The sequence below is a fragment of the Marinobacter fonticola genome (genome assembly GCF_008122265.1).
In the GTDB taxonomy this organism is placed as follows: Bacteria; Pseudomonadota; Gammaproteobacteria; order Pseudomonadales; family Oleiphilaceae; genus Marinobacter_A; species Marinobacter_A fonticola.
In genome coordinates this window covers 4,330,754-4,355,779 of the sequence record NZ_CP043042.1, presented here as the reverse complement: position 1 = coordinate 4,355,779, position 25,026 = coordinate 4,330,754, and the positions used below count along the sequence as shown (strand labels likewise).

Genomic DNA, 25,026 nt, shown 5'->3' with positions numbered 1-25,026 from the left:
GAAACAGACACAGGCCGTCTACGCCTACACCGCCTACCGCAGCGATACGATCCTCGAACGCCTACGTTGGAGCGCTTAAGCGGGCTCGATTCAAACGTCAAGTTCAGTGGTTAGGTTGGACTGACTTGGTAGGTTGGGCTGACGAAGGAAGCCCAACAAAAACAAATACAGGAAGTTTCCCAAAACCATGCAATATCGCCGAGCTAATGCCAAGGGAGGCACCTACTTCTTCACGGTCAACTTAGCCCAACGCGACTCGGACCTATTGGTGCGCCATGTCGATGATCTTCGTAATGCCATATACAAGGTGAAAGCGAAGCATCCCTTTTCACTTCTGGCGATGGTGGTCTTGCCGGAGCATCTGCATGCTATTTGGCGCCTGCCTCACGGTGATGCGAATTATCCTCTGCGATGGTCTTTGATCAAGGCGGGTTTCTCTCGACGGTTGGAGAAAGAAGAGCGTATTCGGAAAAGTCGGAGCGATAAGCGTGAGAGGGGTATTTGGCAGCGGCGGTACTGGGAACATCAAATCCGGGATGAAGCCGACCTGAAACGGCATGTCGACTACATTCACTATAATCCGGTGAAGCATGGGTGGGTTAACCGACCGATCGATTGGCGGCATTCAACGTTGCATGGATACGTTGCGCGGGGAACGATCGGTATGGATTGGGGAGGCGTTGGGATTGAGGGGGAAGACGTGGGTTATGGCGAGAGGTAATGCGTTGGGCTTCCTTCGTCAGCCCAACCTACCGTACTGCCCAATGCGGCGGTGACCGTTGCAGTTCGGTCTGCTTATCAGCATCCACGGATAGGGTGCTGGGCCCTGGCGGAATGTGAAAACGAAACCACAAGGATCGTGAAATGTTCTTTCTGTTGTACCGACGCTGGCTGCCTGCGCTAATCAGCCTCGTTTTGTTGTCGTCTGCCTTCGGGCTCCACGCCGAAAAACCCCAACTCACCCTAGCCCAAACCTACGAACAAGGCCCCGACCTCACCCACTACTGGGTCAGCGAAAAGCTCGACGGCGTGCGCGCTTATTGGAACGGTGAGCGGTTGATGTCCCGCCAGGGAAATCAGTTCCATGCACCCGCATGGTTTACGGCAGACTTTCCGGGCGAGCCACTGGATGGCGAGCTATGGATGGGCCGTGGCCGTTTCGCGGAGGTGTCCGGCGCGGTGCGAAAATTGGAGCCTGTTGATTCTGAGTGGCGGCAGGTTCAGTACCGCATCTTTGACCTGCCGGCGAGCGAGGCGCCGTTCTCTGAGCGCGTGGCTCAAATGCGCCAGTTGCTGGTGCCATCGCCTTCGCCCTACCTGAGCATGATCGGGCAGCGTCAAGCATCCAGCCACGAAACCCTGATGGCCAGGTTGGGTCAGGTTGTCAGCGCTGGCGGCGAAGGTCTGATGCTCCACCGGGGCGATAGTCTTTACCATGTTGGACGTACGAATGACCTGCTGAAAGTGAAGCAGTATCAGGATGCCGAGGCCGTCGTGGTTGGCTATACGCCGGGGCAGGGTAAGTACGAAGGTATGCTGGGTGCGTTGGTGGTGGAATTGGAGGGTGGCCGGCAGTTTAAGTTGGGTACAGGATTCAGCGACGAGGAACGAGCTCGGCCACCGGCAATCGGCGCGACGGTGACCTATAAATTTTTTGGGCTGACATCCACCGGCCTGCCTCGGTTCGCCAGTTTTATGCGGATGCGGGACGAGGAGCCTGTCCGGGAATAATCATTCGGTTCGCTCTGCTCAGCTACACCCTGCGCAGCGGTTAAAGCGACTCCAATGCCTTCAGCCACTGCTGCCCGCGCCCGGACGCGACACCATCGGCCCAACGGGTGGTTTCCGGCAACCGGTATTTCGTCACACAGGCCATTACGTATTCGAGAGCCGTGGGTAGGCTGATGCGGTGACCGGGCGAGATAAAGAGCGGTTTGACCCCTTCACGGGTACGGAGGACGGCGCCGATTTCTTCGCCGCGGTCCATTAGTGGCGTCCATTCCCCTTTGCCTTCCGGAACGTCGCCATGTCGGCCTGTCAGCCTGCTTTTGCCGACGCCGATACTCGGCATACCCGTGAGCAAGCCGATATGGGTGGCAATGCCTAGCCGGCGCGGGTGAGCGATGCCCATGCCGTCGCAGAGCAACAAATCCGGTTGGATCTTGAGTTGATCCAGGGCTTTCAGGATGACCGGGCATTCGCGAAACGACAGCAAACCGGGCACGTAAGGAAACGGCGTGGGCAGGCGTGCTATCGCGTACTCCAGTGGCGTCAGCTCGGGAAAGGACAGCACGACGATAGCAGCCCGGGCGGTCTCCTTGTTTTCGAACCCCACATCGATCCCCGCGACGGTTTTCACTATCGGCAGGTCGTCGGTTGTGGACACCTGGCTCGCCAGAGCCTGCTGCATGGCAATGGCTTCCCGGGGTGTCAGGTCAGCCCATTCCCGGGTCAGATCCGGCAGCATAAGCGCCTCCTTTCCTTGGTATTTGCGTAGCAGATTAGGCGGCCCCGGCACAAAATCCAATGACCTGTGATAATGCGGTCCATTTGACGGTGAGCGTGCCAATGGTGGAGCTGTCGCCGCATTAACGGGAAACTAAGCGTTCGTTAATGGCAGGCTGCTGACTATTCGTACAAAGTAAGGGGCTGCTGATTTCAGGACAAGGGAGCATTCACGAATGAGCGGTAGAAACATGTGGGGCCGGTGTTGGGCGGGATTGCTGACGTCGCTCTGTCTGGCCTTGCCACAACTGGCCCTGGCTAATGACGGTGCGGCATGCGACCGGCAGGTCAAGCCCGGCGAGAATGTCGGCATGGTACTCAACGGATTGCCGCAGGACGACTCCCACCAGACTGTCTGTCTCGCCGCGGGAGAGTTTCAGCTGGACGGCATGCTTCACCTGGAGCGTAGCAATGTCACCCTGCGCGGTGCGGGACCGGACGCCACCACTCTGCGCTTGCGGGAAGGTGTATCGAGCCCGGTCTTGGTCTTGGGCGACGTCCACCACCAGGAGCCGGACATGACCGTGCGCAACGTCACGGTGGAGGATTTGGCCATCCGTGGGCGCGCCAATGCCGGCGAGGAATTCAACAGCGAGCGTCCCTACCTGAGTAACAGCGCACTGATCGTGCGCCGTGGCGAGAATATTGAGCTCACCGACCTCGACATCCGTGACTGCCGCAGTGCCTGTGTATTGACGGAATACCATAGCAGTGACGTCAGGATCGCAGACAACGTCATTGCTGGCGCTAAGTGGGATGGCATCTCGCTTAATCGCGCGGGGCCGACGCGCGTGGTGGGCAACATCGTCCGGGATAACACCGCGGCGGGGATCACCGTGGAATATCTGAATAACAGCGAGATCTCCAATAACGTGGTGACCGACAACGGCTCGCATGGGATTTATTTGGCGGATGCCGAGCATAACCGGTTTGCCGATAATCGCATTGCCGGCAATGCCGAGGCGGGCGTCTTCCTGACGTGTTCCGTGCGGCACCGCGACCCGGTATTGTGTTGGGACAATAGCTTTAGCCGCGACAACGTCTTCACCAACAACACGTTCGAAAACAACCAGTTTGGCTATCAGGTCGCGGTGGATAAGGCGGCCAATTGCTTGCATAGCGAAACCCCACCTAACGTCTCCCGTGGCGACAGCTTTCTGGCCAGCCCCAATCAGGAGCCGGCATGGGAAGAATTCGGGCGATGCATCGCCTACGACGGCAGCCGTACGTTGCAGCAGGTATCGTCCGGAGACTGACGTATAAGGGGTACTGACGTGTTCTCGGAGTACCCCCGAGCGGTTATCGGCCGGACTGTCATCGCCCGGTCATTGGCTGTGGGTCACCGTCGGGTGCTAATCTCCACGGCATCAATGTTTTGTCCCTTTCTTAAATTTGCGCCGCCAGGGAATTGCGATGCCAACCGATCATTCAATGACGAACAATCGCCAACCCGGCCAGCGTCGAGCCCTCTGGTCCTGGGCCTTATACGACTGGGCTAACAGCGCGTTCTTTACCATTATTCTTACCTTTGTCTTCGCCCGCTATTTCAGCCAGTCCGTGGTGCAGGACGACGTTGCCGGGACCGAAGCCTGGGGCAACATTGTGGGTATTTCCGGATTGTTCATCGCAATTCTGGCCCCGATTCTCGGCGCTATTGCCGATCAGGCGGGCCGGCTCAAGCCCTGGCTGATCAGCTTTACGCTACTGTGCGTGCTGGCGTCGGGCATGCTGTGGTTTGTCACCCCCGAGCAGGATCAGTTCTGGCTGGCGGCTTTTTGGGTGGGCGCCGGCATCCTTGGGGCCGAGTTCGCTTTTATCTTCTATAACGCCATGTTGCCGGATTTGGCGCCGATGCATCAGGTGGGCCGGTGGTCCGGGTGGGGTTGGGGCCTGGGTTATGTGGGCGGGGTGCTGAGCCTCGTGGTGGCGCTGTTTGCCTTTATCGAGTCGGAGGGTGCGTGGCTCGGCCTGGACGTCGCCCAGGCTGAACATGTGCGGGCCACCTTTGTACTGGTGGCCATCTGGTATCTGGTTTTTGCGTTGCCGGTATTCTTCATGACGCCGGATCGTCCGCGCGGCAACCTGAAGCCGGTGCAAGCGGTGCGTGCCGGTCTAGCGCAGATCCGCGAGTCCATTGCAAACGTGCGCCAGTACCGCCACATTCTGCGCTTTTTGATCGCCCGTATGCTTTATATCGATGGCCTGGCAACGGTGTTCACTTTCGGCGGCGTCTATGCAGCGGGCACCTTTGGTATGGACCAGACTCAGGTCCTGCAGTTTGCAATTGCATTAAACGTGACGGCCGGTTTGGGGGCCTTGGGATTTGCCTGGGTCGACGATGCGCTGGGCGGGCGCAATACCGTGCTGGTGTCGCTGGTGGGTTTGGCCTGTAGCGCTTTGGCCATCCTACTGGTGGAAAGCATGGTGGGTTTCTGGGCCTGGGGCATGATTCTCGGCATTTTCGTCGGGCCGCTGCAATCCGCCAGCCGCTCTTATCTGGCGCGGGTGGCGCCAGAGCACCTGCAGACCCAGATGTTCGGGCTATTCGCCTTCTCCGGTAAGGCGACGGCGTTTGCCGGTCCGCTGTTGGTTGGCACCGTTACCGGCCTCACCGGCAGTCAGCGCTGGGGAATGGCGACCATCCTGGTGTTTTTGGTGGCGGGCTTTCTCATCATGCTCACGGTCCCGGCGTCCGTGGAAAAAGACGCAAAGGCAAACGCCGTTTGAATCACAGCCACTTTAGTTCCATCCTGAAGATCAGACGCCGTTAATCTCTATCTCGTTTAACCGCTATCAGGTCTACAGGCTTCGCCATGACTGAATCATCGCTACCGGATTTGCAAACCATCCAGGAGGCGGAAACCCGCATCCGCCCCTATCTGCAGGAAACGCCGGCGCTTACCGTGAGCGATTTGAATGCGCTGATGGAAGGCCCACTCTGGCTGAAGCTGGAAAATCTCCAGCGGACCGGTAGTTTCAAGGCCCGGGGTGCGCTGAACTGGGTGCTCGGTGCCGACGAGGACGAACTCCGCGATGGCCTGGTTACCGTTTCCGCCGGGAACCACGCGCTGGCCCTGGCTTGGGCGGCCGCACAGCGCAAAACCCACTTGACCGTGGTGATGCCGGAGGGCTCCAGTCCCCTCAAGATCCGTCGCACCGAAGCGCTGGGTGCCGACGTCATCATCCGTGGCACAATCCAGGAGGCGGTGGCCCATTGCCATGCATTGCGGGACAAGCAGGGTCTCACGCTGGTCCACCCCTATAACGATCCTCGTGTCATGGCCGGCCAGGGGACGGTGGGGCTGGAACTGCTGCGCCAGTGCCCGGATATGAAGCGGGTGATCTGCCCCATCGGCGGTGGCGGCCTGATATCGGGCCTGGGCTTGGCGCTGAAATCTGAAAGGCCCGATGTTGAACTGATTGGCGTCGAGCCGGAAGGCGCAGCCACCATGCGCAACGCTTGGGATCGTAACGATGCCGATGCGGCCTTGGATACGGTGGAAACGTGGGCCGCCAGCCTGGCTCCGGCCGTGGTGGGCAACCATACCTTCGCGGCAACGCGCCAGGTGGTGGATCACATCGTCACAGTGACCGAAGCCGGCATACGCCAAGCTACGCAGCACCTGCTATCCGATGCGCACCTGTTCGTGGAGCCTGGCGCCAGTGTAGGTCTGGCCGCGCTGCTGGAAAACAAGGCGGCTTTCAGCCCCGATGAGACGGTGCTGGTGCTGACCGGCGCCAATCTTGACCTGGAGCAGGTCGTCCGCTGTCTGGATTAATGCCAGACAGCACGCGGGTGTAAACGGGCGCTAGAGATATTCCCACAGCCATTTGGCAACCTGTTCCTTGTCCTTTTTCGACGTCAGGCGTTCGGTATCCAGTGACATGGGCTGGATCTTCAGGTCCTCACGGTCTCCATTGGTCCAATCCAGGCTGAAGCTTCGGGCGGCGCCAAACGGGTGGTCTTCCGGACCGTAGATGGAAATGACCGTCAGCCGCACGGAAAGGAACTCGACCTCCCGGTCCTGAGGTAATCCGCTACCGACGGAGAGATTACCGGCGGCGGCCGCCCGATTGATGAGCTGGCGGAAGTTCTTCACTTCGATACAGCTACCCCCATGAAGCGGTCCCTGCCGGGTCCGGTCCCCCATGTTCTTGCGGTTTTCCTCTTTATCGAGCCCCTCATCGGAATCGGTAGCAGGGGCGAAGAACGTACCCTCAGAGGTTTCCAGCTCGACCACCAGACACTGGAGAAATATCGGTTCCTTGCTCATGTTGCAGATCAGACAGGGCGAATCGAGGTCAACGCCGCCGACGCCCTTGTTGATCAGCACGCGGGGCCGCGTGTCCCGTTTGTAGTTGGAATACAGTAACTGGGCGTAAAACAGCCAGATAAAGAGCGTACCCAGACTGGTGAAAAACTGGAGGGCGCTGCTGTATTGGCTAATCCATTCGAACATGCCGGATCTCCTTGTCCTTAGCCTGGCCGTAGCGGCCTAGTGCACTAGTGACGGATTGACGTAAAAGCGGGGTAGCCTATGCCTGCCCGTGTTGTCGGACAAAAACATAGGTTTACACATCCACTCAGGGATTTCCTGTACCTATGAGTGTTAATCTGAGCCGATTTGACGACTTGGGATGACGACTATGGGCGCTCTGTTCGAGCAGATTGACAGCCAGCCTTCGGCCATTGGCGAGATTACGCTGAGACGCCGCCGCATACCGGCACTGGGCGAACGAGATATCTATGAAGTGAAACTGGGCGAGGAATTTCTCATGTCCAGTATGTTCGTCGACGCGGAAGTGGCGCTGGCGGATCTGGCGCTCGGTGAGCTCGGGGACGACAGCCTGGATGTGGTGGTCGGCGGTCTGGGCCTGGGCTATACCGCCGAAGCCGCCTTGAAGGACCAGAGAGTGAACGAGCTACTGGTCGTCGAGGCGCTGGATACCGTGATTGGCTGGCATCGCCAGGAGAAAGTCCCGCTCGGCCGGGTCTTCAATCAGGATGGACGCTGCCGTTTTGTGCACGGCAGTTTCTTTGACTTGGCGGTCGGCGCGGCCGGCGGTTTTGATCCGAAGCAACCCTCACGTCGCTTCCACGCCATCCTGCTGGATATCGACCATTCGCCCAGCGACCTTTTGAACGCGACGAATGCAGACTTCTACCGCGTGGACAGCCTCGGGCAGATGGCGAACCAGCTCCACGAGGGAGGCGTCTTCGCGGTCTGGTCCAACGAGCCGCCGGCAGAGTCCTTCATGGCGATATTGCGCGACGTCTTCGTCGACGTCGAGGCGAGAGTGGTCCGCTTCTTCAACCCGTTCCAGAATGGCGAATCATCGAATACGGTTTACCTGGCCCGCAAAGCGGCGCTTGAATAGGCATTCACAGACATCAGCGCCATTTATCGAGACAGCCGCCGACGATCTTGTAGCGACCGGTCTCTTCGCCCTTGCGCTCGTAGATCCACCACTGACCGTTCTTCGCATTGGGTGCCCCCAGGACATAGCGCACCTGCTTGGCACTCATGCCCAGCTGAACCTGACGGCGTGCGCGGTAGGTGCGTAGCTGTGTGGACTGGATATAACCGCGGTCGCAGCCGGAGGAGGCCCGGTCGCGCGGGCGCTTGTCCGGCTGCCAGGTCTCCACATCCGTTCCGGTATCCAACCGTCCACCGGTGAGAACCGGGTCGACATGCACAATGCGGGCGTCGTCTGCACAGGCGTGATCGGAGAAGAGCACCTGGCCGTTGGCCTGGCGACATTGAAAAATTTCAGCTGATACAGCGGTACTGAGGCTCATGGCGATAATGAGCGCGTAAAGGTGAGGGCGCATCCTGCGTTCTCCTGCCCGGTCCGTGGGCTTGTCATAATGATAACGTAGCGACGATTCGTCGTGGTGAAGCGGCAGCCTACCAGAAACGGCGATACGATGCTGTCACATGCGTCATGCCTGTCGCGGTAGCCTGACGTCGAACACCACACCGTCCGGGTTTTGGCTATTGCGGGCGTGTACCTCGCCCCGGTGATAGGCCGTGATCAGCCGTACAATTTGCAACCCCTGGCCGAGGTGGCCTTCCTGCGCACCCTCGCGCAGGGATACGAAGGGATTGAAGATTTCGCTGGCCAGATGGTCGGGCAGGGGTGGCCCGGCATTGAAGACCTGCAATCGCCATCGGGCTCCCTGAGCCACCAGTCGCACCTCGATCAGGCCGCCTGCCGGCGTAAAGTCCCGGGCGTTATCCACCAGCTTGTCCAGCAGTTGCACAATCAACTCCGGCGACCCGGACATCTTGCAGCCGGAGGCCGGGCCGGCGTAGCGAATGGCATGGTCCGGGTCGAGGCTCTCGTAGGCCGCCGCGGCCTGGCTGGCGACATCCGCCAGATCGAAGACTTCCGGCTCGACCTGGTCGAAACTCTTTTCCAGCCGGGCGGCTTCGCTCATGCCCTGCAGGATTTGACTCAGCCGGTCGGTGGCTTGTGAGGCTCGGGCGATATAGGGTGAGCCGGCCACATTGGGTGCGTCGTGCTTGAGGTTTTCCAGCGATGAGCGCACCACGGCCACGGGCGTCTTGAGCTCGTGTGAGAGGCGCCGGGCAAAACTCTCCAGGTAATCGGTGTAGCCCTGAAGGTTATCCACCAGGTGGCTGAACTGGCGCGAAAGGTCGCCCAGCTCGTCCTGGGAGGTGTTTTGCGGCATGCGCTGTATCAGGCGCCCGTCGGCGTCGAAGCTGGCAGCCACGTTGCGCTGCAGTTTGGCAATGCGCCAGGACAGCCAGCTGGCATAGCCTAGCAGGATCAGCACTAGTAGCCCGACGAAGAAGACGCTGCGCACGATGACACGGCCCAGGGTATCGCCGGACAGAGCGAGGATGTCTTTCAGCGATTGTTCCAGAACCAGCGTCACCGGCGTCGTGTTCATGTCGTTTAGCGTCGTTCGATAGACGAGCGCCGACTCGTCGCTGCCGTGACGTACCAGCCCCTCCTTAGGCAGAGTCCCCAAGTGGTAATGCGAGGCATTTTGCGGTAGCCGGGTGGGTTCGGGCTGGTACCGTCGAAGCATGGCCCGCAAGCCATTCAGCGTAATCTGCTCAACGATCTGCCACGGACCGAGCTGATCGAAATCCGTTTCGCTTTCGGGGACCGGCGTCGAGCTGTCAGCCAGCACCCAGCCTTTATCGTGAATCACCAGCGCCCGTTGGCCAGCCGCCAGTAGCGGTTGAATCTCGGCTTCCAGGGCACGAATAGGGTGCAGCAGATGGGGGAGGTGCCGATTGGCATCGTAGCCCATGTTACCAAGTACGCTATAACCACCCGACATGCCGGCATCCGGGTGCCAGACCTCGAAACCCACGGGAGTATTCAGAGCCGGGCGCGGCATACGCAGCTCCACCTGGTAGCCCTGGCCCGTTGCCTGCCATACGCCGGTCACGCGGAAATCGCTGGCGCCGTTGGTACCCGTGGACTGAGCCACCACCGGACCTGGAGCCGGCGTGCGAATTTCCCGGGTGTGGGGCTGGCCGTCACGACTTAGATAGAGCCGTACGTGGGCGTGGGGGCGTTGCGGTTGTCCGGGGTCGAAGTAGCGGCCCGGGGCCTGGCGCACGCGAATCAATAGGTAAAGGTTCTGCCGATCCACCGCGGCTTGCCACTGTACGGGTTCGGAAGCCGTGACCGGCGAAGCGTAGGCAGAGTCGGTTTCCTCGCTCCAGGTGGGCCAATCGTCGCCGTAACCATCCAGATAGAGTGGACGACTCAGCGCGTCGGCATAGAGAACGCGCTGTGACGCTTGCTGGGCCGGGAGCTGGGCTTCCCGGTCGCGCCGAATCGTGCTGGCCAGGCGTTCAGCCTGCCGCGCCAATTGGCTGGAGGCCTGTTGTCGCAGGGCCTGATCGAGCTCCAGCACAAACTGCAGGCCCGCCCAGGGGATCAGCAACGTTAACAGGCAGGCGATCAGCAGCTGGCGCTTGAGGGTCAGGCGGGGCATGTCAGCTCGGGCCTACACCTCATGGGCGTTCCAGCGGTAGCCAAAGCCATAGGCGGTCTGCACCCCGTCGAAGTCCGGGTCGATTTGCTGGAATTTGCGGCGGATACGCTTGATGTGGGACGTGACGGTATTGTCGTCGAGCACGGTATTGGCTGCGTCCATCAACTGAGTGCGATTGCGCACATGGCCCGGGTGGAGCACCAAAGAATGCAGCATCCAGAACTCGGTCACCGTGAATTCGACCGCCCGTTCGTTCCATTCGGCGGTCATGCGGTCCACGTTCAGGCTGAGCCGTCCGCGGCGCAGCACTTCGTCGCCTTGCTGGCTGCTCTGAGCCCAGGCGTCGGTGCGGCGTAGCAGGGCGGCGATGCGGGCGAACAGGTGATCCAGGCTCATGTCCTTGGTGACATAGTCGTCGGCACCCAGGCGCAGGCCGGTGACCGAATCGGCATCGCTGTCCCGGGCGGTGAGGAAGATGATGGGGAGCAGGGCGGAACGCTGTCTCAAAGCCTGGCACAGGTCAAAGCCGCCTTCGATCTCGTCGCCCAGACCCACATCGATGATCGCCAGGTCCGGCAGTGGACCTTTGAGCCCGGCCAGTGCGCTGGGGCGATCGGCATAGACCGACACCTGATAGCCGCGACGTTCCAGGGCATCGCGATAGTTCTCGCGAATGGCTGGCTCATCCTCGATGAGTACGATGTGACGTTTCATGCTAGGGCCTGTTGGTAACTGCTCTGCGATATTTAAACACGCCTACCGCGTCTCGCAAGTACGCTCGGCATCGTTGCCACAATTCATCACGATTCGGCCCGGTTTGGGCCAGCTTCGCACACGGCTTTGCCCGTCGTCACCGGTTTAATGGCCGGAAACGATAACGGAGGAAGTGCTGTGCGAACCCTGATTACGTCACGCTACCGTGAATACCCCATTGAAGCGAACCCCGGGACGCGCCCGTGCGGGAAGCACCTGCGACAGCTGCGCTGGATGGAGGGCGTCAGCCTGTGGCTGGCGGTGATCCTGTTCTTTGTGCTGCAGTCGGCCGCGGCCCAGGCGGCCCAGGCGGGAGAGGCTCCGGGTACCGGTGAGCTGCGTCTGGCGACGGCGGGCGGGCAGATCGAGACGGCGCTGAGCCTGAACACCGACTACCGCGTGCGGGTCAGTGGCATGCTGGCGGATACGCGACTGAAGCAGACCTTCCGCAATACCGGCGGCGACTGGCGCGAGGGAACCTATGTTTTTCCCTTGCCCGAGCAGGCCAGCGTCTATGCTATGCAGCTACGGATTGGCGAGCGCATTATCGTTGGCGAGATCAAGACGCGCGAGCAGGCCAGGCAGACCTATGAAACCGCCCGTGACGACGGCAGGCAGGCGGCTCATGTGGAACAGCAGCGGCCCAACCTGTTCACCACGCGGGTGGCTAATATTCCGCCCGGAGCCATCGTCACCGTCGAGCTACGGTACCAGCAGGCGGTGACATACCGCGACGGTGCGTTCGAACTGCGTCTGCCGACCACGCTGACACCGCGCTATATGCCCGGCCTTGCCGCAGGCGACAGCGAGCGGCCACTGGCCTGGCGTCACGGTTGGGCGGTGCCGACGACCCAGGTGCCGGATGCTGGCGAAATCAGCCCGTTCACCGTTAACCCCGGCGACGTCCCCACCGGTAGCCACCAGGCGCAGGTGCAACTAACCCTCAACGCCGGGCTGCCTATCGAGCAGGTCATCAGCCCCACCCACGCCGTATCGCCCGTCTGGCAAGGGGAGCAGGTACACGTGACGCCCAAGAGCGGTAGCGTTGTTATGGATCGCGACCTGGTGGTGCGCTGGCTGCCCAAACGTGAGATTGCGCCGTCGGCGGCGGTGTTCCATGAAAACTGGGACGGTGAGGATTATCTGCTGGCGCTCTTGGTGCCGGGCATCGACAGCGGGCGATCCCTGTCGCGGGAGCTGATCTTTGTGGTGGATACCTCCGGCTCCATGGCCGGCGAGTCCATTCGCCAGGCTCGGGCCGCCTTGACGGCGGGTCTGCAAACCCTTGAGGCCGGTGATCGTTTCAACATTATCCAGTTCAACAGCGAGACCTCCGCGCTGTTCGACAACGCCCGTCCGGTGACGGCGGAGGTTCTGCAGGCCGCCCGCCAATACGCGGCCAACCTGCAAGCCAACGGCGGTACGGAAATGGCACCGGCGCTGGAACGGGCCCTTCGTCTGCAGCACGGTAGCGAACAAGACACGCTTTCTCCTCAGGATCAGAACCCCCGGCTGCGTCAGGTCCTGTTTATGACCGACGGTGCGGTGGGTAGTGAACGCGCGCTGTTCGGTCAAATCCGCGAACAGTTGGGCCAGTCACGTTTGTTCACGGTGGGTATTGGTTCAGCGCCCAATATGCATTTCATGCGCGAGGCAGCCCGGTTCGGTCGAGGGACATTTACGGCGGTAGGCAGCAGCGCCGACGTGGCCAATCAGTTGGGTGCGCTGCTGGAGCGTATGGCAGCACCGGTTCTCGCTGATATCGAAGCAGACTGGCCCGATACCCCAGTGGCTTACCCAGAAACACCCGGCGATCTGTTTCAGGGCGAGCCCCTATTGATCGTCGCTCGCGGCCAGGCGCCGGCCGGGGCGCTACACATCCGGGGCCGCCTGCCCGATGGTGCAGAGTGGCAACGGTCGCTACCACTGGATGCCGCTGCACCGGGGCAAGGCCTGCATCGCTACTGGGCGCGCCAGGCAATCAACCAGGTGACCGACCAAAGAATTCACGGCATCGGTGAGGATCAGATAAAGGCCGAGGTGACACCACTGGCACTCAAGCATGGCCTGGTCACGTCTTATACCAGCTTTGTCGCAGTCGACCAGACGCCGGTTCGCACTGATGAAGAGGCCATGAAGTTAGTGTCCGTACCGACACTGCTGCCGGCGGGCAGCAATTCGGGCATGCTGCGCTATCCGCAGACGGCCACTGCGTCGACGCTCCTGGTCGCCATCGGCCTGGCGGGACTGGTGCCGGCGTTTGTGGTGTTTGTGGCGCGCCGGAGGGTGTTCGGATGATGCGTTTATTGATGACCTTTACGCTGGCGGCGGCCATAACCCTGTTGGCCGGGCTGTGGATACCGCTCAAGGCAACGTTGGCTCAGGAATTGCTCAACCTGGCCTGGGCCCAGAGTCAGGCCGAACATGCCCAGAGTAGGCCGTGGCCTTGGGCGGATACCTGGCCGGTAGGCCGCCTGCGGTTTCCCGGCGGTCAGGAGCCGCTGGTGATAGTGTCCGGAACCCATGGCGAGAGTCTGGCCTTTGGCCCGGGCCATATGACGGTGTCCGCCCTTCCCGGTGAGGCCGGTACGGTCATTCTCGCCGGGCATCGGGATACGCACTTTAGCGTGTTGCAGGAGATTCGTGCCGGCGACCGGCTGGAGGTTCAGGGCCTGGATGGCCACTGGCGGCCCTATGAAGTGATTCGTGAACGAGTCGTCGATGCGCGGCAGGAGCGCATCGATTTCCAGGCCGGTGGTGGCAATCGCCTGATTCTCATTACGTGTTACCCATTCAATGCGCTCGACCCTAACGGACCCTTACGCTACGTCATTGAAGCAGAGAGTTTTAAGGAGGGCGGGGTGTATGTGGCTGGGGATCTGGCGTCGCTTTGAGCACGTCTGGTACGCCCGTTCGGTATCTATTAACCCGTTCGGTATCTATTCAACAGTACCGATAACATTGTTTGACAAATAAGCAATGCAGGCGCAAATTGGCCTTACCAAATTCAGAGGCTCCCAAGGGAGACGGTGTCATGTTTTTGCAGAAACGACAGGGAGAGCGTGCGCCATTGCCGTCCCGCTCGAGTCGCTATTTTGCCGTCGGACGGCGCTGGTATTTCTCGACCCGCGAGAAATCGACGCTGGGTCCGTTCGAATCGTTTGAGCAGGCCGATCAGTCCGCCAGGGCCTATATCCTGGACGCGGACGCCCACAAGCGTGGAGCGGCCGTCAGCTACAGCTACGGTGTGGTGCTGCACGACTATGAAATGTGCACCGCCGAGCACTGTCAGCAGTGCCGGGAAATGGCGCGCGCGCTGTCCTGAACGAGGCGTAGCCGACCCTCGATTTGTTCCAAATTCAAGCCTTGATCGATATCCTATACCGCCCATGGCGTACGCGTGTACGCCGATTAGGCGTATGGGAGTTTATTGATGCAGTATATTCGAGCATTGCTGGCCTGGCTTTCGGTGCCCGTTATTTGTCTTCTGGGGCTATTGCTGTGCCTGGCCCGCCCGTTCAATCCTGAAAACACGCGTGTTATCGGCTGGGCGGTGGCCCGGACTGGACGCTTTGTGCTGGGTCTCGAGCGTCCGCTGGAGGGTTATGAGCACATGCCCACCGACCGTCCCACCGTCATCGTCGCCAATCACCAGTATAACGACGATCTTTTTCTAATGGCGGATATGCTGCCGCCACGCACCGTCGCCATTGGTAAAGCGTCCCTGCGCTGGATTCCTTTCTTTGGCCAGGTGTTCTGGCTGGGTGGCAATGTACTGATCAACCGCAGCCGCTCCGGCCGTGCCGTTGCCGTCATCCAGACAGCCGCTGCCGCCATGACCCGCGAGCGCAAGAGTCTTTGGGTTTTCCCCGAAGGCACCCGCAGCCGCGGCAAGGCGTTGCAGCCGTTCAAGAAAGGCGCTTTTCACGCTGCGGTTGCTGCCGGCGTACCGGTGACTATGGTCTGCGCGGCTCCCTATCGCGCGGACACCATCGGGCTGATGGGGCGTCGCCGGCCCGTGCGTCTACGTGTGCTGCCGCCTATCGAAACCGCTAATCTGGCGCCGGATGATATCCCGGATCTGATGGCCCGCTGCCATCGGCAGATGGGCGAAGCGATCAGGGAGCTGAGCGGCTCCGCATCAGCCTGACCGCCCAACCGGCCTGTTTACCCCTGTGTGGCCCCCGACTGCTTGACTTTACAGTGAATTTCCTTCGGTATTGCAGTCGGGGTACTCGGACTGGCGCCGGGTGCCAACCTTTTATTTGGTGCTCACAGGGGGTGAAGCAATGAACCTGATTCTGTTTCTGATCATTGGTGGCGTCGCGGGATGGCTGGCCGGCCTGATCATGAAGGGGCGCGGTTTTGGCGTGCTGGCCAATATTGGCGTGGGTGTGGCTGGCTCGTTATTGGGCGGCTTTCTGTTTCGCCTGCTGGGCTTGTCGTCGCATGGGACTATAGGCTCCCTGGTGACGGCCACAGTGGGGGCGATCGTTCTGTTGTGGGTCGTCAGTATGATAAAGAAGAACTGACGACGGTTTTAGATGTGGGAGTAACCTGATTCATGATCATACCGGTAACCGCAGTATTTGCCGCCATCACTGCAATGTTGATGCTGTTTTTGGCGTGGCGGGTCACCACGTTTCGCCGCAAGTACAAGACCGCCCTGGGCGATGGCGGGCAGCAGGATTTCCAGGTCGCGATCCGGGCTCACGGCAATTTGGTGGAGTATGCACCGATTGCCTTGATCTTGATGGCTATCGGTGAGCTCAATGGTGTTGCGGCGGTTTATATCTACGGTGTCGGTATGCTGTTTATCATTGGCCGGCTGCTGCATGCCTGGGGTTTTATCCAAAGTCGCGGCGGCTATGCTCTCAGTCGGATGATCGGCGTGCTGTTTACCTGGCTGGCGATCCTGATTATGGCCTTGCTGATGCTCATCAACGTGGCGCGGGTTTCACTCTGAAACCCGCCTACGCTGCAGCGTGTAACTGAGGTCGGAGCGGATCGGCTGACCGTCCCGGCCCAGCATTTCCAAATTTCCCCGGGGTAACCTCTGCCATTGCCGTAACGGCTCTTCCGCGGCACTTTTCAGGCTGACCCGGCCGGGATCCATGTTGTCCACAGGAGGTAGCAACACCCATTCGCCTTCGTAGACGACGGGTTCGCTTTGCCGTCCCAGGTACGTTTCTTCCAACCGATAAAGGTACGGATCCTTGTAGAGCGTCAGCCGCGTATCGATGCCCGAGCAATCGGCGCACGGCAAGGTGCCCTGCCACACGCCATAAGGCTTGAGACTGGCATCGCGCGCGTTTGCAGCGCAGCCGGCAAGCAGGGCGACGCTGAGCAGGCAGAACAACAGGCGCATAACGCTATTTCCTGGGTAGCTGGCTGGAACGAGCATCGTAAAGGAGCACAGTTTAGAGCGCCACTCTCCGATGAGCCGCGAAACATGATGCCTGAAAGGAGTGCCTGGCGACTCAAAAATGCAATCCGGCGCGCCAGGCGGGCGGCGGGCCGGATTGTTGGTGGGTATATAAAGGCGGGCGTTCGTTATGTCTATGGCCGGATCAGGACGCCAGGGCTATTGCACCTTGGCCATCTGCTCGCTCAGGTACTCCAGCTCCAGGCGGCGGTTGGCGGCGTTGTCGTCCTTGTTGGTCAACGGCTTGGCGCTACCCCAGCCAACCACTTCGATTCGGTTGCCCTCGATGCCTTCAGCCTGGAGCAGCTTGGCGGCCGTGTTGGCCCGTAGGCGCGAGAGAAACGCATTGTATTCGTCGGTGCCGAAACTATCGGTATGGCCGTGAATGCGGATGGCGACTTCCGGGTGCGCTTTGAGGTAGCCCGCGTGCTCCTTGAGGATGGTCTTGTCTTCCTCGTTCAACCGATGCTTGTCGAAGCCGAAGTGGAATTTCATGCGATGCGGCTTGCGGGGACTTTCGCTCATGGTCTCTGTCTGCATGCTATTGGCGTGTGCCTGGGCCGCGCGGGCCATCAGTTCCGGATTATCCAGGACTAACACAGTCATATCGTTTTCCTCAGGCGCATCCGCGATGCGATCGTCCATTTGGGGGTTACTATTATCGTCAGTGGATGTCGCGGCAATTGGCGATTGGTCGACACTGGATCGGGTATGGGTTGTCTTTTCGGACGATGTGGCTGTCAACTCAGTTTTAGCAGCATTCGTGCCACTGGTCGATGCGCAGCCGGTAAGAATACTCATTAAAATCGCTCCGGCAAGCAGCCGCGATCGTCCCGCGTCCGATTGAATGCCTTGTCTGTTAAGGGGGTGTGACAATAATGATTTCATCGATTCGACTCCTGCAAGTTTGCGCTGTTGTTCACCTGGGACGGTTGTTCGCCTGGGGAAAAGGCCGGCAGCGCTATACTTGCGCTCGTGGGGCCCGGTTGCCGTCTGGCTCAGGATCTATTTCAACGCGATAATCTGGCAGCGCTGTGGTAAAAAGCAGACCGGATCGGATCAAATGTGATGAAATCGGGCGGGGACCACTGAATGGCCCAGGCCTGGTGCGCCTGCGGGCATCACTTGGCAGTACCGTGAATTAATGGAAGTTGCATGCTGATTATTCCCGTCGAACGCTCGGTGGACTGGCGTCGCCCACCTTGGATCACCCTCGGGCTGATGCTCGCCTGTTTTCTCGTCTTTGTGTTCTACCAGAGCAATGACAGCCGCCTGTTCCAGGCTGCGCTGGACCGTTATCTGGCGGCGGACCTGGATCGGCTGGAGGCGCCGGTTTACGAGACTTACCTCCAACGCCAGATCAACCTGCAGGGCGAAATCGAACGGGCCGGGGAACTTAATGCCCTGCGCGACGCCATGTCTGCGGACGAGCGTCTCTGGGTGGCCGCGAGCCTGTTGGCCGACCCCGGCTTCTATCGTTACGTGGAGCAAAACCAGGGCGTGCTTTGGGCCTCCGATGAGCGCCAGTACTGGCAAGCGCACCGGATACCGATTCAGCAGGAGCTGATCGGACAGCTGTCGGCCTTTGCCGCTGGCCTCGTGCCCGCTGAGCTCGAAGTCTCCGATCTGATGGCTTACCAGTTCCTGCATGGTGGCTGGGGCCACCTGATCGGCAACCTGGTCATCCTGTTCATGCTTGGCTTCACTGTTGAGCGAGCTCTGGGCGGCGGGCGTTTCCTGATCGCTTACCTGCTGTGCGGTGGGGCATCCGGGCTGATTTGGGCGAGTTTCCATTGGGGCGAACCGGTGCCGCTGGTGGGTGCCTCCGGCTCCATTGCCGGTTTGATGGGCATGTACGTGGCTATCTTCGGCATGCAACGCATTCGCTTCTTCTATTTTCTCGGCGTCTATTTTGATTACTTCAAGGCCCCGGCCCTGGCCCTCCTGCCGGTGTGGATCGCCAAGGAAATCTACGATTACTGGTTTGCCGGGGCGACCGGTGTCGCCTATCTGGCCCATGCTGGCGGCCTGTTGGCCGGGGCCGGCATGGTTTGGCTGCTGGGCAAGAGCTGGCTGCAGGTGCAAGACAGTTTCTTCGAGCCGGAAGACGACGCCGTGGATGAGCGTTTTCGCTCGGCCTATGCTCAGGCGATGTCACGGATCGGCCAGCTGGATTTCGAGCAGGCACGGCTGCAGTTCGAGGCGTTGTGGGAGCGGCATCCGGACCGCCCGGTCCTGCTGGACCATCTTTATCGGCTGGCCAAGCTGCGACCGGACAGCGAAGCCTATCGTACCCGCACGCGGGAAGTGATGCAGGTAGCCATGGCCGGTCATCAGACGGAACGGATGCTGGAAGTCTGGCAGGAATATCAGGGCAAGGGGCAGGCCCATTATCCGCTGTCGCCGGAGGATCATAACCGGGTATTTTTCGCCAGTCTGCGTAGCGGCGAACTCAAGCTGGCCGAGAAAGTGTTCGAACGGCTTCGCGCTTGCGGCAATGAGTTGCTGACCTTGGAAGCCTGCAGGTTGCTGGCCGAAGAATTCGAGAAGCGGGAAATGGGGCCCAAGGCGCGGCACTATCGGCAGTTGATGGATGCGCCGGCTGGGCCTTGAGAGTTCTTTTTGGTGGAGGTGGGGGCGTAAGCGGCTGGAAGCCACCGCTTACGCCGTCCTGGATGGCCGTCCATGGCCAACCAGGACTCCGGGAACTTCCCTGTTCCCTGCTTTAGCGGTGGTTCCCAGCCGCTTCGATTAAACCTCGCGCGCGAAACTCACCACCCTATCAATCCGGCAAGGAAAAGCTCGCCGCCGGCCCCCGTAACGGCTGCTGATTCTGTGCCTGCTCAATGTAGGTCTCGATGTTCTGATGCAAGTCATGCTGGCCGCAACGCTTCTTGATGAAGCTCAGGAAGGCCATCGCCTTTTCCCATTGCCCCAACTGCGCCAGGGACTGTGCCACCAGCAGGTAGGCGGGTGCCAGGTGTTCGTTGTCGGGGAAGCGCTTGTGGAAGTCCTGTAGCAGTCTCAGCACGGTGCGATGCTCGCCCTGCAGGTTCATGGTGCGGGCGCAGTTCACCGCCAGGGCCGGATCGTCGAGGCGAAAACCGGGTTCAACCTGCTCCAGCAGGCGAAACATCTCCGTTAGCTCATCGGCATCGCGCCGGTCGGCCAGCCATTGGAGGAGGCGCGGATGGCTCTTGTAGAGTTCGCTTTCATCGTTCATCGCCCGCAATAAACGATAGAGCTGTTCCAGCCGCTGGGGGTGGGTGGGCTCTTTCTTGAGGGCGCCCTTGATCAGCGTCAGCGCCCGTTCGTAATGGCCGTCCTTGAGGTTCATGTCGATATCGGCATCGAGACGGCGGGTGCGATCCGGGACCGGCGGTGCGTCTTCATCCTGAAGATCGCTGGCGAAGCCGAGCTCTTCCTGATACTGAAACAGCAGATAGCCCATCATGTGGAAGAAAATCAGCGTAAAGGTGCTGCCAATAAACCCGGATAACGGTTGGGCGATCGCCGGCGAAAAGTGGTTGAAGGCAAATTCCTGAATGGCGCCGCTGGCGAGCATCAGTAGAATCAGGTGGCCGTACAGCACGAAATAAGGCCAGCCGATACGGGAAATCAATGCCATTAGATGCGCGGGATTGACCGCCGGGCCGACCTGATGCTCCATCGCCAGGATCATCACGCTGGCGGGCAGCACCAATACCACGAACGCGACAGCCGCCATGGCGAGCATTGAACTGCCGAGCATCCCGGCCGACCAGACCAGCCCGCCCATCAGCACAAATACCAGGAACTGCAGAATCACGATGTGGAAGCCCGCGCCGGTGAAGGCCGTCGCCAGCGGCGGCGGGGTCATGTGGCCTTCGGCGGTGTGGTTGATCACCGCGTAGGTGTACTTGAACAGCGCCAGTATCAAAAGAAGGCTAACCACCAGGCCAATCAGGTCTGGGTTAAGCAATAGCGGCACAAAGGTGCAGATGGCAATCACCATCAGCGGATCGGCTTGGAACGGGTAACGAAAAAACGCCGGAATCCGGTTCCAGAACGGCACGACTTCCGTTGCCGCGCCGAGATAGCGCATAGCCTGACCGCAGTGGGGACACGCACCCTGCCGCTTGCGGGTGTCCGCATCGGGCATGCAAGGCGTGCAGTAATACAATTGGCAATGGGTGCAGTGCCACTTGGCGGCAGTGCTGGGATGGTAGTGACAGTGGTGTTTCACGACGAACCGCAGAATCAGTCTATGAGAGCGGTCATGATGGCAGAAGGGACCCTTGGCGGCCAGCGCGGCGGTCGCAGTTTATCGATTGGATCCAGAGGCGTCGGACTGCGGTAGACTATTGGGCTGACCCGCTTGTGATTGAGCGCCGTATTTTTGAAGGTGTTCGTCGTCACGGCACCCGGATTGATGCTCCGCCGGCGCCCGAGATCCCTGGAGGTATTTTGACCCAGCAGCCCGAACTCCGTCCTGTCAGGACCGCGACCCAACCCACCGAGAAGTACACGTGGCGCCAGATTGGCACGTATGCCCTGACGCATAAGCCACGCCTGGTAAAGGCGAACATTCTGGCGATCCTGGCGACGCTGGTGAGTGTTCCGCTGCCGCTATTATTGCCGGTGCTGGTGGACGAGGTGCTGCTGGACAAGTCAGGCCCCGTGCTGCCGGTGATGAACGCGGTGCTGCCCCAGGCCTGGCAAGAGCCGGTCGCCTACGTTGGGGTCATGGTGGTGATCGCTTTCCTGATGCGTTTTTCCGCACTGGGTTTCAATGTGGCCCAATCGCGGGAGTTTTCGGTTATTTCCAAAGACGTGGTGTTCCGTATCCGCGAGCGATTGCTAGGGCGTCTGGGTCGCATCGCCATGTCGGAGTACGAAACTCTTGGCTCTGGCGCGGTGACCAGTCACTTCATCACCGATCTGGATACCATCGATCAATTTCTCGGCACCACCATCAGCCGTTTCCTGGTAGCGAGCCTGACCGTCGTCGGCACGGCCGGCGTCCTGCTTTGGGTGCACTGGCAATTGGGCCTGCTGATACTCTTGCTCAACCCGGTGGTTATTTTCTGCACAATTCTCATCGGCAAGCGGGTGAAGGATCTCAAACGCAAGGAAAACAAGGCCTACGAGATGTTCCAGGGCGATCTGACGGAGACCCTGGACGCGATTCATCAGCTACGCGCCGCTAACCGTGAAAGGCACTATCTCGGGCACTTGGTGAATCGGGCTCAAGGCGTACGCGATCACGCCGTGCAATTCCAGTGGCGTAGCGATGCAGCCAATCGCGCCAGCTTCTCGCTATTCCAGTTCGGGGTAGACACCTTCCGCGCTGCGGCAATGGTTGCGGTGCTGTTAAGCGATCTGAGCATCGGCATGATGTTCGCCGTGTTCGGCTATTTGTGGTTCATGCTGACGCCGGTGCAGGAAATGCTCAACATGCAGTACGCCTTTTATGCCGCCAATGCGGCGCTGGGGCGTATCAACCGGCTGCTGCAACTCAAGGAGGAGCCGCGCTACCCGGCACTGGAGAACCCGTTCCGGGACCGCCACACCGTTAGCCTGACCCTGAAAGACGTGTACTTCCGCTATGGCGAGGACGATGTGCTGAGCGGCATCAACTTCCATGTAGATCCGGGCGAGAAGGTGGCCATTGTCGGGGCCAGTGGCGGTGGCAAGTCCACGCTGGTGCAGGTCATTCTAGGGATGTATACGCCCACTCGCGGCGAGATCTTGATTGACGATGTGCCGGTCCAGCGCATCGGCCTGGAGTGCCTGCGCGAGCACGTGGCCACCGTGCTCCAGCACCCGGCGCTGTTCAACGACACGGTGCGCCAGAACCTGACCCTGGGCCGCGAGCACGCCCAGGAGCGCTTGTGGGAGGCGCTGCAGATCGCCCAGCTCGATCACACTATTCGGGGCATGGACAAGGGACTGGATACGCTGATCGGCCGCCAGGGGGTGCGCCTCTCCGGCGGCCAGCGGCAGCGGCTGGCGATTGCCCGTATGGTGCTGTCCGACCCGTCCGTCGTGATCCTCGACGAAGCCACCTCTGCACTGGATGCGGAAACTGAATACCAGTTGCATCAGGCGCTCGAATCCTTCCTCAAGCAGCGCACCACGTTGATCATCGCCCACCGCCTCAGCGCCGTGAAGCAGGCCGACCGTGCCTATGTCTTCGAGGACGGCCAGATTATCGAACACGGCCATCACGACGAGCTTATCGCCCGTCAGGGGCTCTACGCCCAGCTCTACGGAGATCGACAACGGTAACGTGGTTTACCATTTTACAACGGATTTAGTTGCTAAACTGACGGAGTATGTGTCGGTCACTTGCGGTTTTCCAGGAGTTTGCAATGGGTATTCGTCTGAAATTGATCATTGGCATGGGCGCGGCCCTTTTGATCAGCATCTTTATCATGGTCGCGCTCAACATCGTTCAGATGCGTGGATTGCTTGACCGCTATTTATTGGGGACCGCGCTGCCCGCCAGCCTGGAATCCATCGCCCGCTCGGTCGAGCGGGATCTACAGACGCCGATTACGGCTTCGAATATGATCGCAGCCAATACCTTTCTCAAGGACTGGATCGGTGACGGCGAACCTGCGGCGGGACTCGGCGAAGCGGTGCGCTATCTGGAATCGGTTCGCAGCCAGAATGATGCTGCTTCCGCTCATTTTGTCTCAGCGGCGACCGGCAACTATTACTCCCAAAACGGCATCGACCGGGTGCTCTCCCGGTCGAACGACGCCTGGTTCTACGATTTCATCGCCAGTGGCCAAGACATGGCCCTCTCGATGGATGTGGACAAAACGACCGGGCAGCCCACGCTATTTATTAACGCCCGTATGGAGATGGCGGGCAAAGCCGTGGCGGTTACCGGAATCGGCCTGGGGCTCGGTCAGATGGCTGAGCGCATCCGCGGGTTCCGTTTTGCCGAGACGGGTATCGTTTACCTGGTCTCCTCCGAAGGCGACATCGATATCCACCCGGATCTGGCGATGACCGGCGAATCGCTGTCTTCGGCTGTCACGTCCCAGACCGCCGCCGGTTTGCTGGAGCAAGCGGGTTACACCATGGGTGAGTTTGAGCGCAATGGCGAAGACTACGTTGCCGCCAGTGTGCCGCTGGAAGGTTTGGATTGGCGTGTGGTTGCGGAAGTGCCGTCCGACGAGATCTACGGCGCCGCCAGCCGCGCCAACGCTGTTTCATTAGTGGCGGGCATCGTGGTTATGGCGATTTTCCTCGGTATCGTTGCCTTGGTAGCCACCCGTTTGACCCAACCGCTGACCCGGATTACCCGCGCGCTGACCGAAATCGGCAAGGGTGGCGGCGACCTGACCCGCCGGCTGGACGTGGAAAGCCGGGATGAAATCGGCGAATTGGCCGGCGGCTTCAACCAGTTCGTCGGCGCCCAGCGGGAGATGATCCGCGGGCTGCTGGATACAGCGGAGCGCCTGAAGGGTTTCGTCGAGCAGGTGTCCCAGGTTATGGCCGCCAGCACCACCCGTGCCGGCGAGCAGAGCCGCCTGACCGAGTCCGTTGCCACGGCGGTTTACGAGATGGAAACCACGGTGCAGGAAATCGCCCGCAGTGCTACCGAAACCGCTAATCAGCTCGAGCAGGTGGGCCAGCACGCCTCGAATATTCGTGAGGGCATGGCTGACTCGATCAAACAGGTTACCGGTATGGCGAACGACATCCGCGAGTCCGCATCGGCTATTCAGCAGCTGGCCCGCGAGGTGGACGATATTGGCCGGGTGATCGACGTGATCAACGATATCTCCGACCAGACCAACCTGCTGGCGCTCAATGCCGCGATTGAGGCGGCACGGGCCGGCGAGCACGGCCGTGGCTTCTCGGTAGTGGCGGACGAGGTGCGCAACCTGGCGAAGAAGACCCAAGCGTCCACCGAGGAGATCCGCGCCATTATCGAGCGCTTGCAGGACGGCTCCAACCGCTCGGTCAAGGCCATGCAGGCTGGCGAGAAGGCCACCGAGTCCACCGTTAAGACCACTCAGGGCATGGGCGACGCGCTGGAAGAGATTGGCGCAAGCGTCGACCGTATTGTCGGCATGAGCCACCAGGTGGCGGCTGCGACCGAGGAGCAGAGCTCCGTTACAGAGGATATTAGCCGCAATGTGCAAAATATCGCCGAATTGAGCACGCGTTCGAGCGAGGAGATGACATCGGTCAACCAGGAAATCGACGAGCTGCGAGAAATGGCGGACGACCTGGCGGCCCAGATGAGGGCCTTCCGCCTGGATTAGGCGTTTTCAGGGGTGGCTATTCACCCAAGTTATTCGGAACATTCACGAGGCCGCGGTTGAAGTCGTTCCAATTGGTGCAATAGTAAGTACTG

At 60.3% G+C, this 25,026-nt stretch carries 23 protein-coding genes; 15 read left to right on the top strand and 8 right to left on the bottom strand.

The window, feature by feature from the left end; all coding sequences use genetic code 11:
- Positions 1 to 187 precede the first annotated feature (187 nt).
- Together FXO11_RS19380 and FXO11_RS19375 are read left to right on the top strand one after the other, a co-directional pair.
- Positions 188 to 721, top strand: coding sequence for an REP-associated tyrosine transposase (locus FXO11_RS19380; protein ID WP_148864581.1), 534 nt, complete (start codon positions 188 to 190; stop codon positions 719 to 721).
- Positions 722 to 864: 143 nt separating this feature from the next.
- Positions 865 to 1,731 (top strand): DNA ligase, encoded by an 867-nt coding sequence (locus FXO11_RS19375; RefSeq protein WP_148864580.1) that lies wholly within the window; start codon positions 865 to 867, stop codon positions 1,729 to 1,731.
- A gap of 40 nt (positions 1,732 to 1,771) precedes the next feature.
- Here the strand turns inward: FXO11_RS19375 and nfi are convergent, their stop codons facing one another.
- Positions 1,772 to 2,464 carry a deoxyribonuclease V gene (gene nfi, locus FXO11_RS19370; RefSeq protein ID WP_406565655.1) on the bottom strand — a complete coding sequence of 231 codons (693 nt, stop codon included), beginning with the start codon at positions 2,462 to 2,464 and terminating at the stop codon, positions 1,772 to 1,774.
- 217 nt (positions 2,465 to 2,681) lie between these two features.
- On the opposite strand from nfi, the gene FXO11_RS19365 reads away from it, so the two are divergent.
- The 3 genes from FXO11_RS19365 (at position 2,682) to FXO11_RS19355 (ending at position 6,284) form a co-directional block, all read left to right on the top strand.
- A complete protein-coding gene (locus FXO11_RS19365) occupies positions 2,682 to 3,761 on the top strand; it encodes a right-handed parallel beta-helix repeat-containing protein (RefSeq protein ID WP_148864578.1) in 1,080 nt (359 codons plus the stop codon).
- A gap of 175 nt (positions 3,762 to 3,936) precedes the next feature.
- Positions 3,937 to 5,232, top strand: a complete 1,296-nt coding sequence (locus FXO11_RS19360) for an MFS transporter (protein ID WP_148864577.1) — start codon at positions 3,937 to 3,939, stop codon at positions 5,230 to 5,232.
- Between the two features lie 86 nt (positions 5,233 to 5,318).
- Positions 5,319 to 6,284, top strand: a complete 966-nt coding sequence (locus FXO11_RS19355; protein ID WP_148864576.1) for a threonine ammonia-lyase — start codon at positions 5,319 to 5,321, stop codon at positions 6,282 to 6,284.
- Between the two features lie 30 nt (positions 6,285 to 6,314).
- Here FXO11_RS19355 and FXO11_RS19350 read toward each other — a convergent pair whose 3' ends face one another.
- Entirely contained in the window at positions 6,315 to 6,965 is a 651-nt protein-coding gene (locus tag FXO11_RS19350) for a hypothetical protein (RefSeq protein WP_148864575.1), read from the bottom strand.
- A gap of 187 nt (positions 6,966 to 7,152) precedes the next feature.
- Between FXO11_RS19350 and FXO11_RS19345 the strand changes: the two genes are divergently transcribed.
- Entirely contained in the window at positions 7,153 to 7,884 is a 732-nt protein-coding gene (locus tag FXO11_RS19345; protein WP_148864574.1) for a spermidine synthase, read from the top strand.
- Positions 7,885 to 7,897: 13 nt separating this feature from the next.
- Here the strand turns inward: FXO11_RS19345 and FXO11_RS19340 are convergent, their stop codons facing one another.
- From FXO11_RS19340 to pdsR, 3 genes are all read right to left on the bottom strand, one after another.
- Entirely contained in the window at positions 7,898 to 8,338 is a 441-nt protein-coding gene (locus FXO11_RS19340; RefSeq protein ID WP_148864573.1) for a DUF4124 domain-containing protein, read from the bottom strand.
- A gap of 111 nt (positions 8,339 to 8,449) precedes the next feature.
- A complete protein-coding gene (locus tag FXO11_RS19335; RefSeq protein WP_227545975.1) occupies positions 8,450 to 10,489 on the bottom strand; it encodes an ATP-binding protein in 2,040 nt (679 codons plus the stop codon).
- Positions 10,490 to 10,501: 12 nt separating this feature from the next.
- A complete protein-coding gene (gene pdsR, locus FXO11_RS19330) occupies positions 10,502 to 11,203 on the bottom strand; it encodes a proteobacterial dedicated sortase system response regulator (protein ID WP_148864572.1) in 702 nt (233 codons plus the stop codon).
- A gap of 177 nt (positions 11,204 to 11,380) precedes the next feature.
- Between pdsR and FXO11_RS19325 the strand changes: the two genes are divergently transcribed.
- The 6 genes from FXO11_RS19325 to FXO11_RS19300 all read left to right on the top strand — a co-directional run bounded on the left by FXO11_RS19325 (position 11,381) and on the right by FXO11_RS19300 (position 16,208).
- On the top strand, positions 11,381 to 13,540 hold the full coding sequence (locus FXO11_RS19325; RefSeq protein ID WP_227545974.1) for a marine proteobacterial sortase target protein: 2,160 nt from the start codon (positions 11,381 to 11,383) through the stop codon (positions 13,538 to 13,540).
- Entirely contained in the window at positions 13,537 to 14,136 is a 600-nt protein-coding gene (locus tag FXO11_RS19320) for a class GN sortase (protein ID WP_148864571.1), read from the top strand. The genes FXO11_RS19325 and FXO11_RS19320 overlap by 4 nt, the downstream gene beginning before the upstream one ends.
- A gap of 140 nt (positions 14,137 to 14,276) precedes the next feature.
- Positions 14,277 to 14,567, top strand: coding sequence for a DUF6316 family protein (locus FXO11_RS19315; RefSeq protein WP_148864570.1), 291 nt, complete (start codon positions 14,277 to 14,279; stop codon positions 14,565 to 14,567).
- A gap of 108 nt (positions 14,568 to 14,675) precedes the next feature.
- Positions 14,676 to 15,392, top strand: a complete 717-nt coding sequence (locus FXO11_RS19310) for a lysophospholipid acyltransferase family protein (protein WP_148864569.1) — start codon at positions 14,676 to 14,678, stop codon at positions 15,390 to 15,392.
- Positions 15,393 to 15,531: 139 nt separating this feature from the next.
- Positions 15,532 to 15,774, top strand: a complete 243-nt coding sequence (locus FXO11_RS19305) for a GlsB/YeaQ/YmgE family stress response membrane protein (protein WP_148864568.1) — start codon at positions 15,532 to 15,534, stop codon at positions 15,772 to 15,774.
- Between the two features lie 32 nt (positions 15,775 to 15,806).
- Complete coding sequence (locus FXO11_RS19300) at positions 15,807 to 16,208, top strand: MAPEG family protein (RefSeq protein ID WP_148864567.1); 402 nt, start codon at positions 15,807 to 15,809, stop codon at positions 16,206 to 16,208.
- On the opposite strand, the gene FXO11_RS19295 is transcribed toward FXO11_RS19300, so the two are convergent.
- Positions 16,200 to 16,610: a copper resistance protein NlpE gene (locus FXO11_RS19295; RefSeq protein ID WP_168203207.1), complete on the bottom strand. Its 411-nt coding sequence runs from the start codon at positions 16,608 to 16,610 to the stop codon at positions 16,200 to 16,202. The genes FXO11_RS19300 and FXO11_RS19295 overlap by 9 nt on opposite strands.
- A 216-nt stretch (positions 16,611 to 16,826) precedes the next feature.
- Positions 16,827 to 17,273: an OmpA family protein gene (locus tag FXO11_RS19290; protein ID WP_148864565.1), complete on the bottom strand. Its 447-nt coding sequence runs from the start codon at positions 17,271 to 17,273 to the stop codon at positions 16,827 to 16,829.
- A 549-nt stretch (positions 17,274 to 17,822) separates the two neighbouring features.
- Here FXO11_RS19290 and FXO11_RS19285 point away from each other — a divergent pair.
- On the top strand, positions 17,823 to 19,280 hold the full coding sequence (locus tag FXO11_RS19285; protein ID WP_148864564.1) for a rhomboid family intramembrane serine protease: 1,458 nt from the start codon (positions 17,823 to 17,825) through the stop codon (positions 19,278 to 19,280).
- A gap of 169 nt (positions 19,281 to 19,449) precedes the next feature.
- Here the strand turns inward: FXO11_RS19285 and FXO11_RS19280 are convergent, their stop codons facing one another.
- A complete protein-coding gene (locus FXO11_RS19280) occupies positions 19,450 to 20,751 on the bottom strand; it encodes a DUF4013 domain-containing protein (RefSeq protein ID WP_148864987.1) in 1,302 nt (433 codons plus the stop codon).
- Between the two features lie 362 nt (positions 20,752 to 21,113).
- On the opposite strand from FXO11_RS19280, the gene FXO11_RS19275 reads away from it, so the two are divergent.
- Positions 21,114 to 22,937, top strand: a complete 1,824-nt coding sequence (locus tag FXO11_RS19275) for an ABC transporter ATP-binding protein (protein ID WP_148864563.1) — start codon at positions 21,114 to 21,116, stop codon at positions 22,935 to 22,937.
- Between the two features lie 83 nt (positions 22,938 to 23,020).
- The gene (locus tag FXO11_RS19270; protein WP_168203206.1) at positions 23,021 to 24,934 is read left to right on the top strand and encodes a methyl-accepting chemotaxis protein; all 1,914 of its coding nucleotides are present in this window, start codon (positions 23,021 to 23,023) and stop codon (positions 24,932 to 24,934) included.
- Positions 24,935 to 25,026 lie beyond the last annotated feature (92 nt).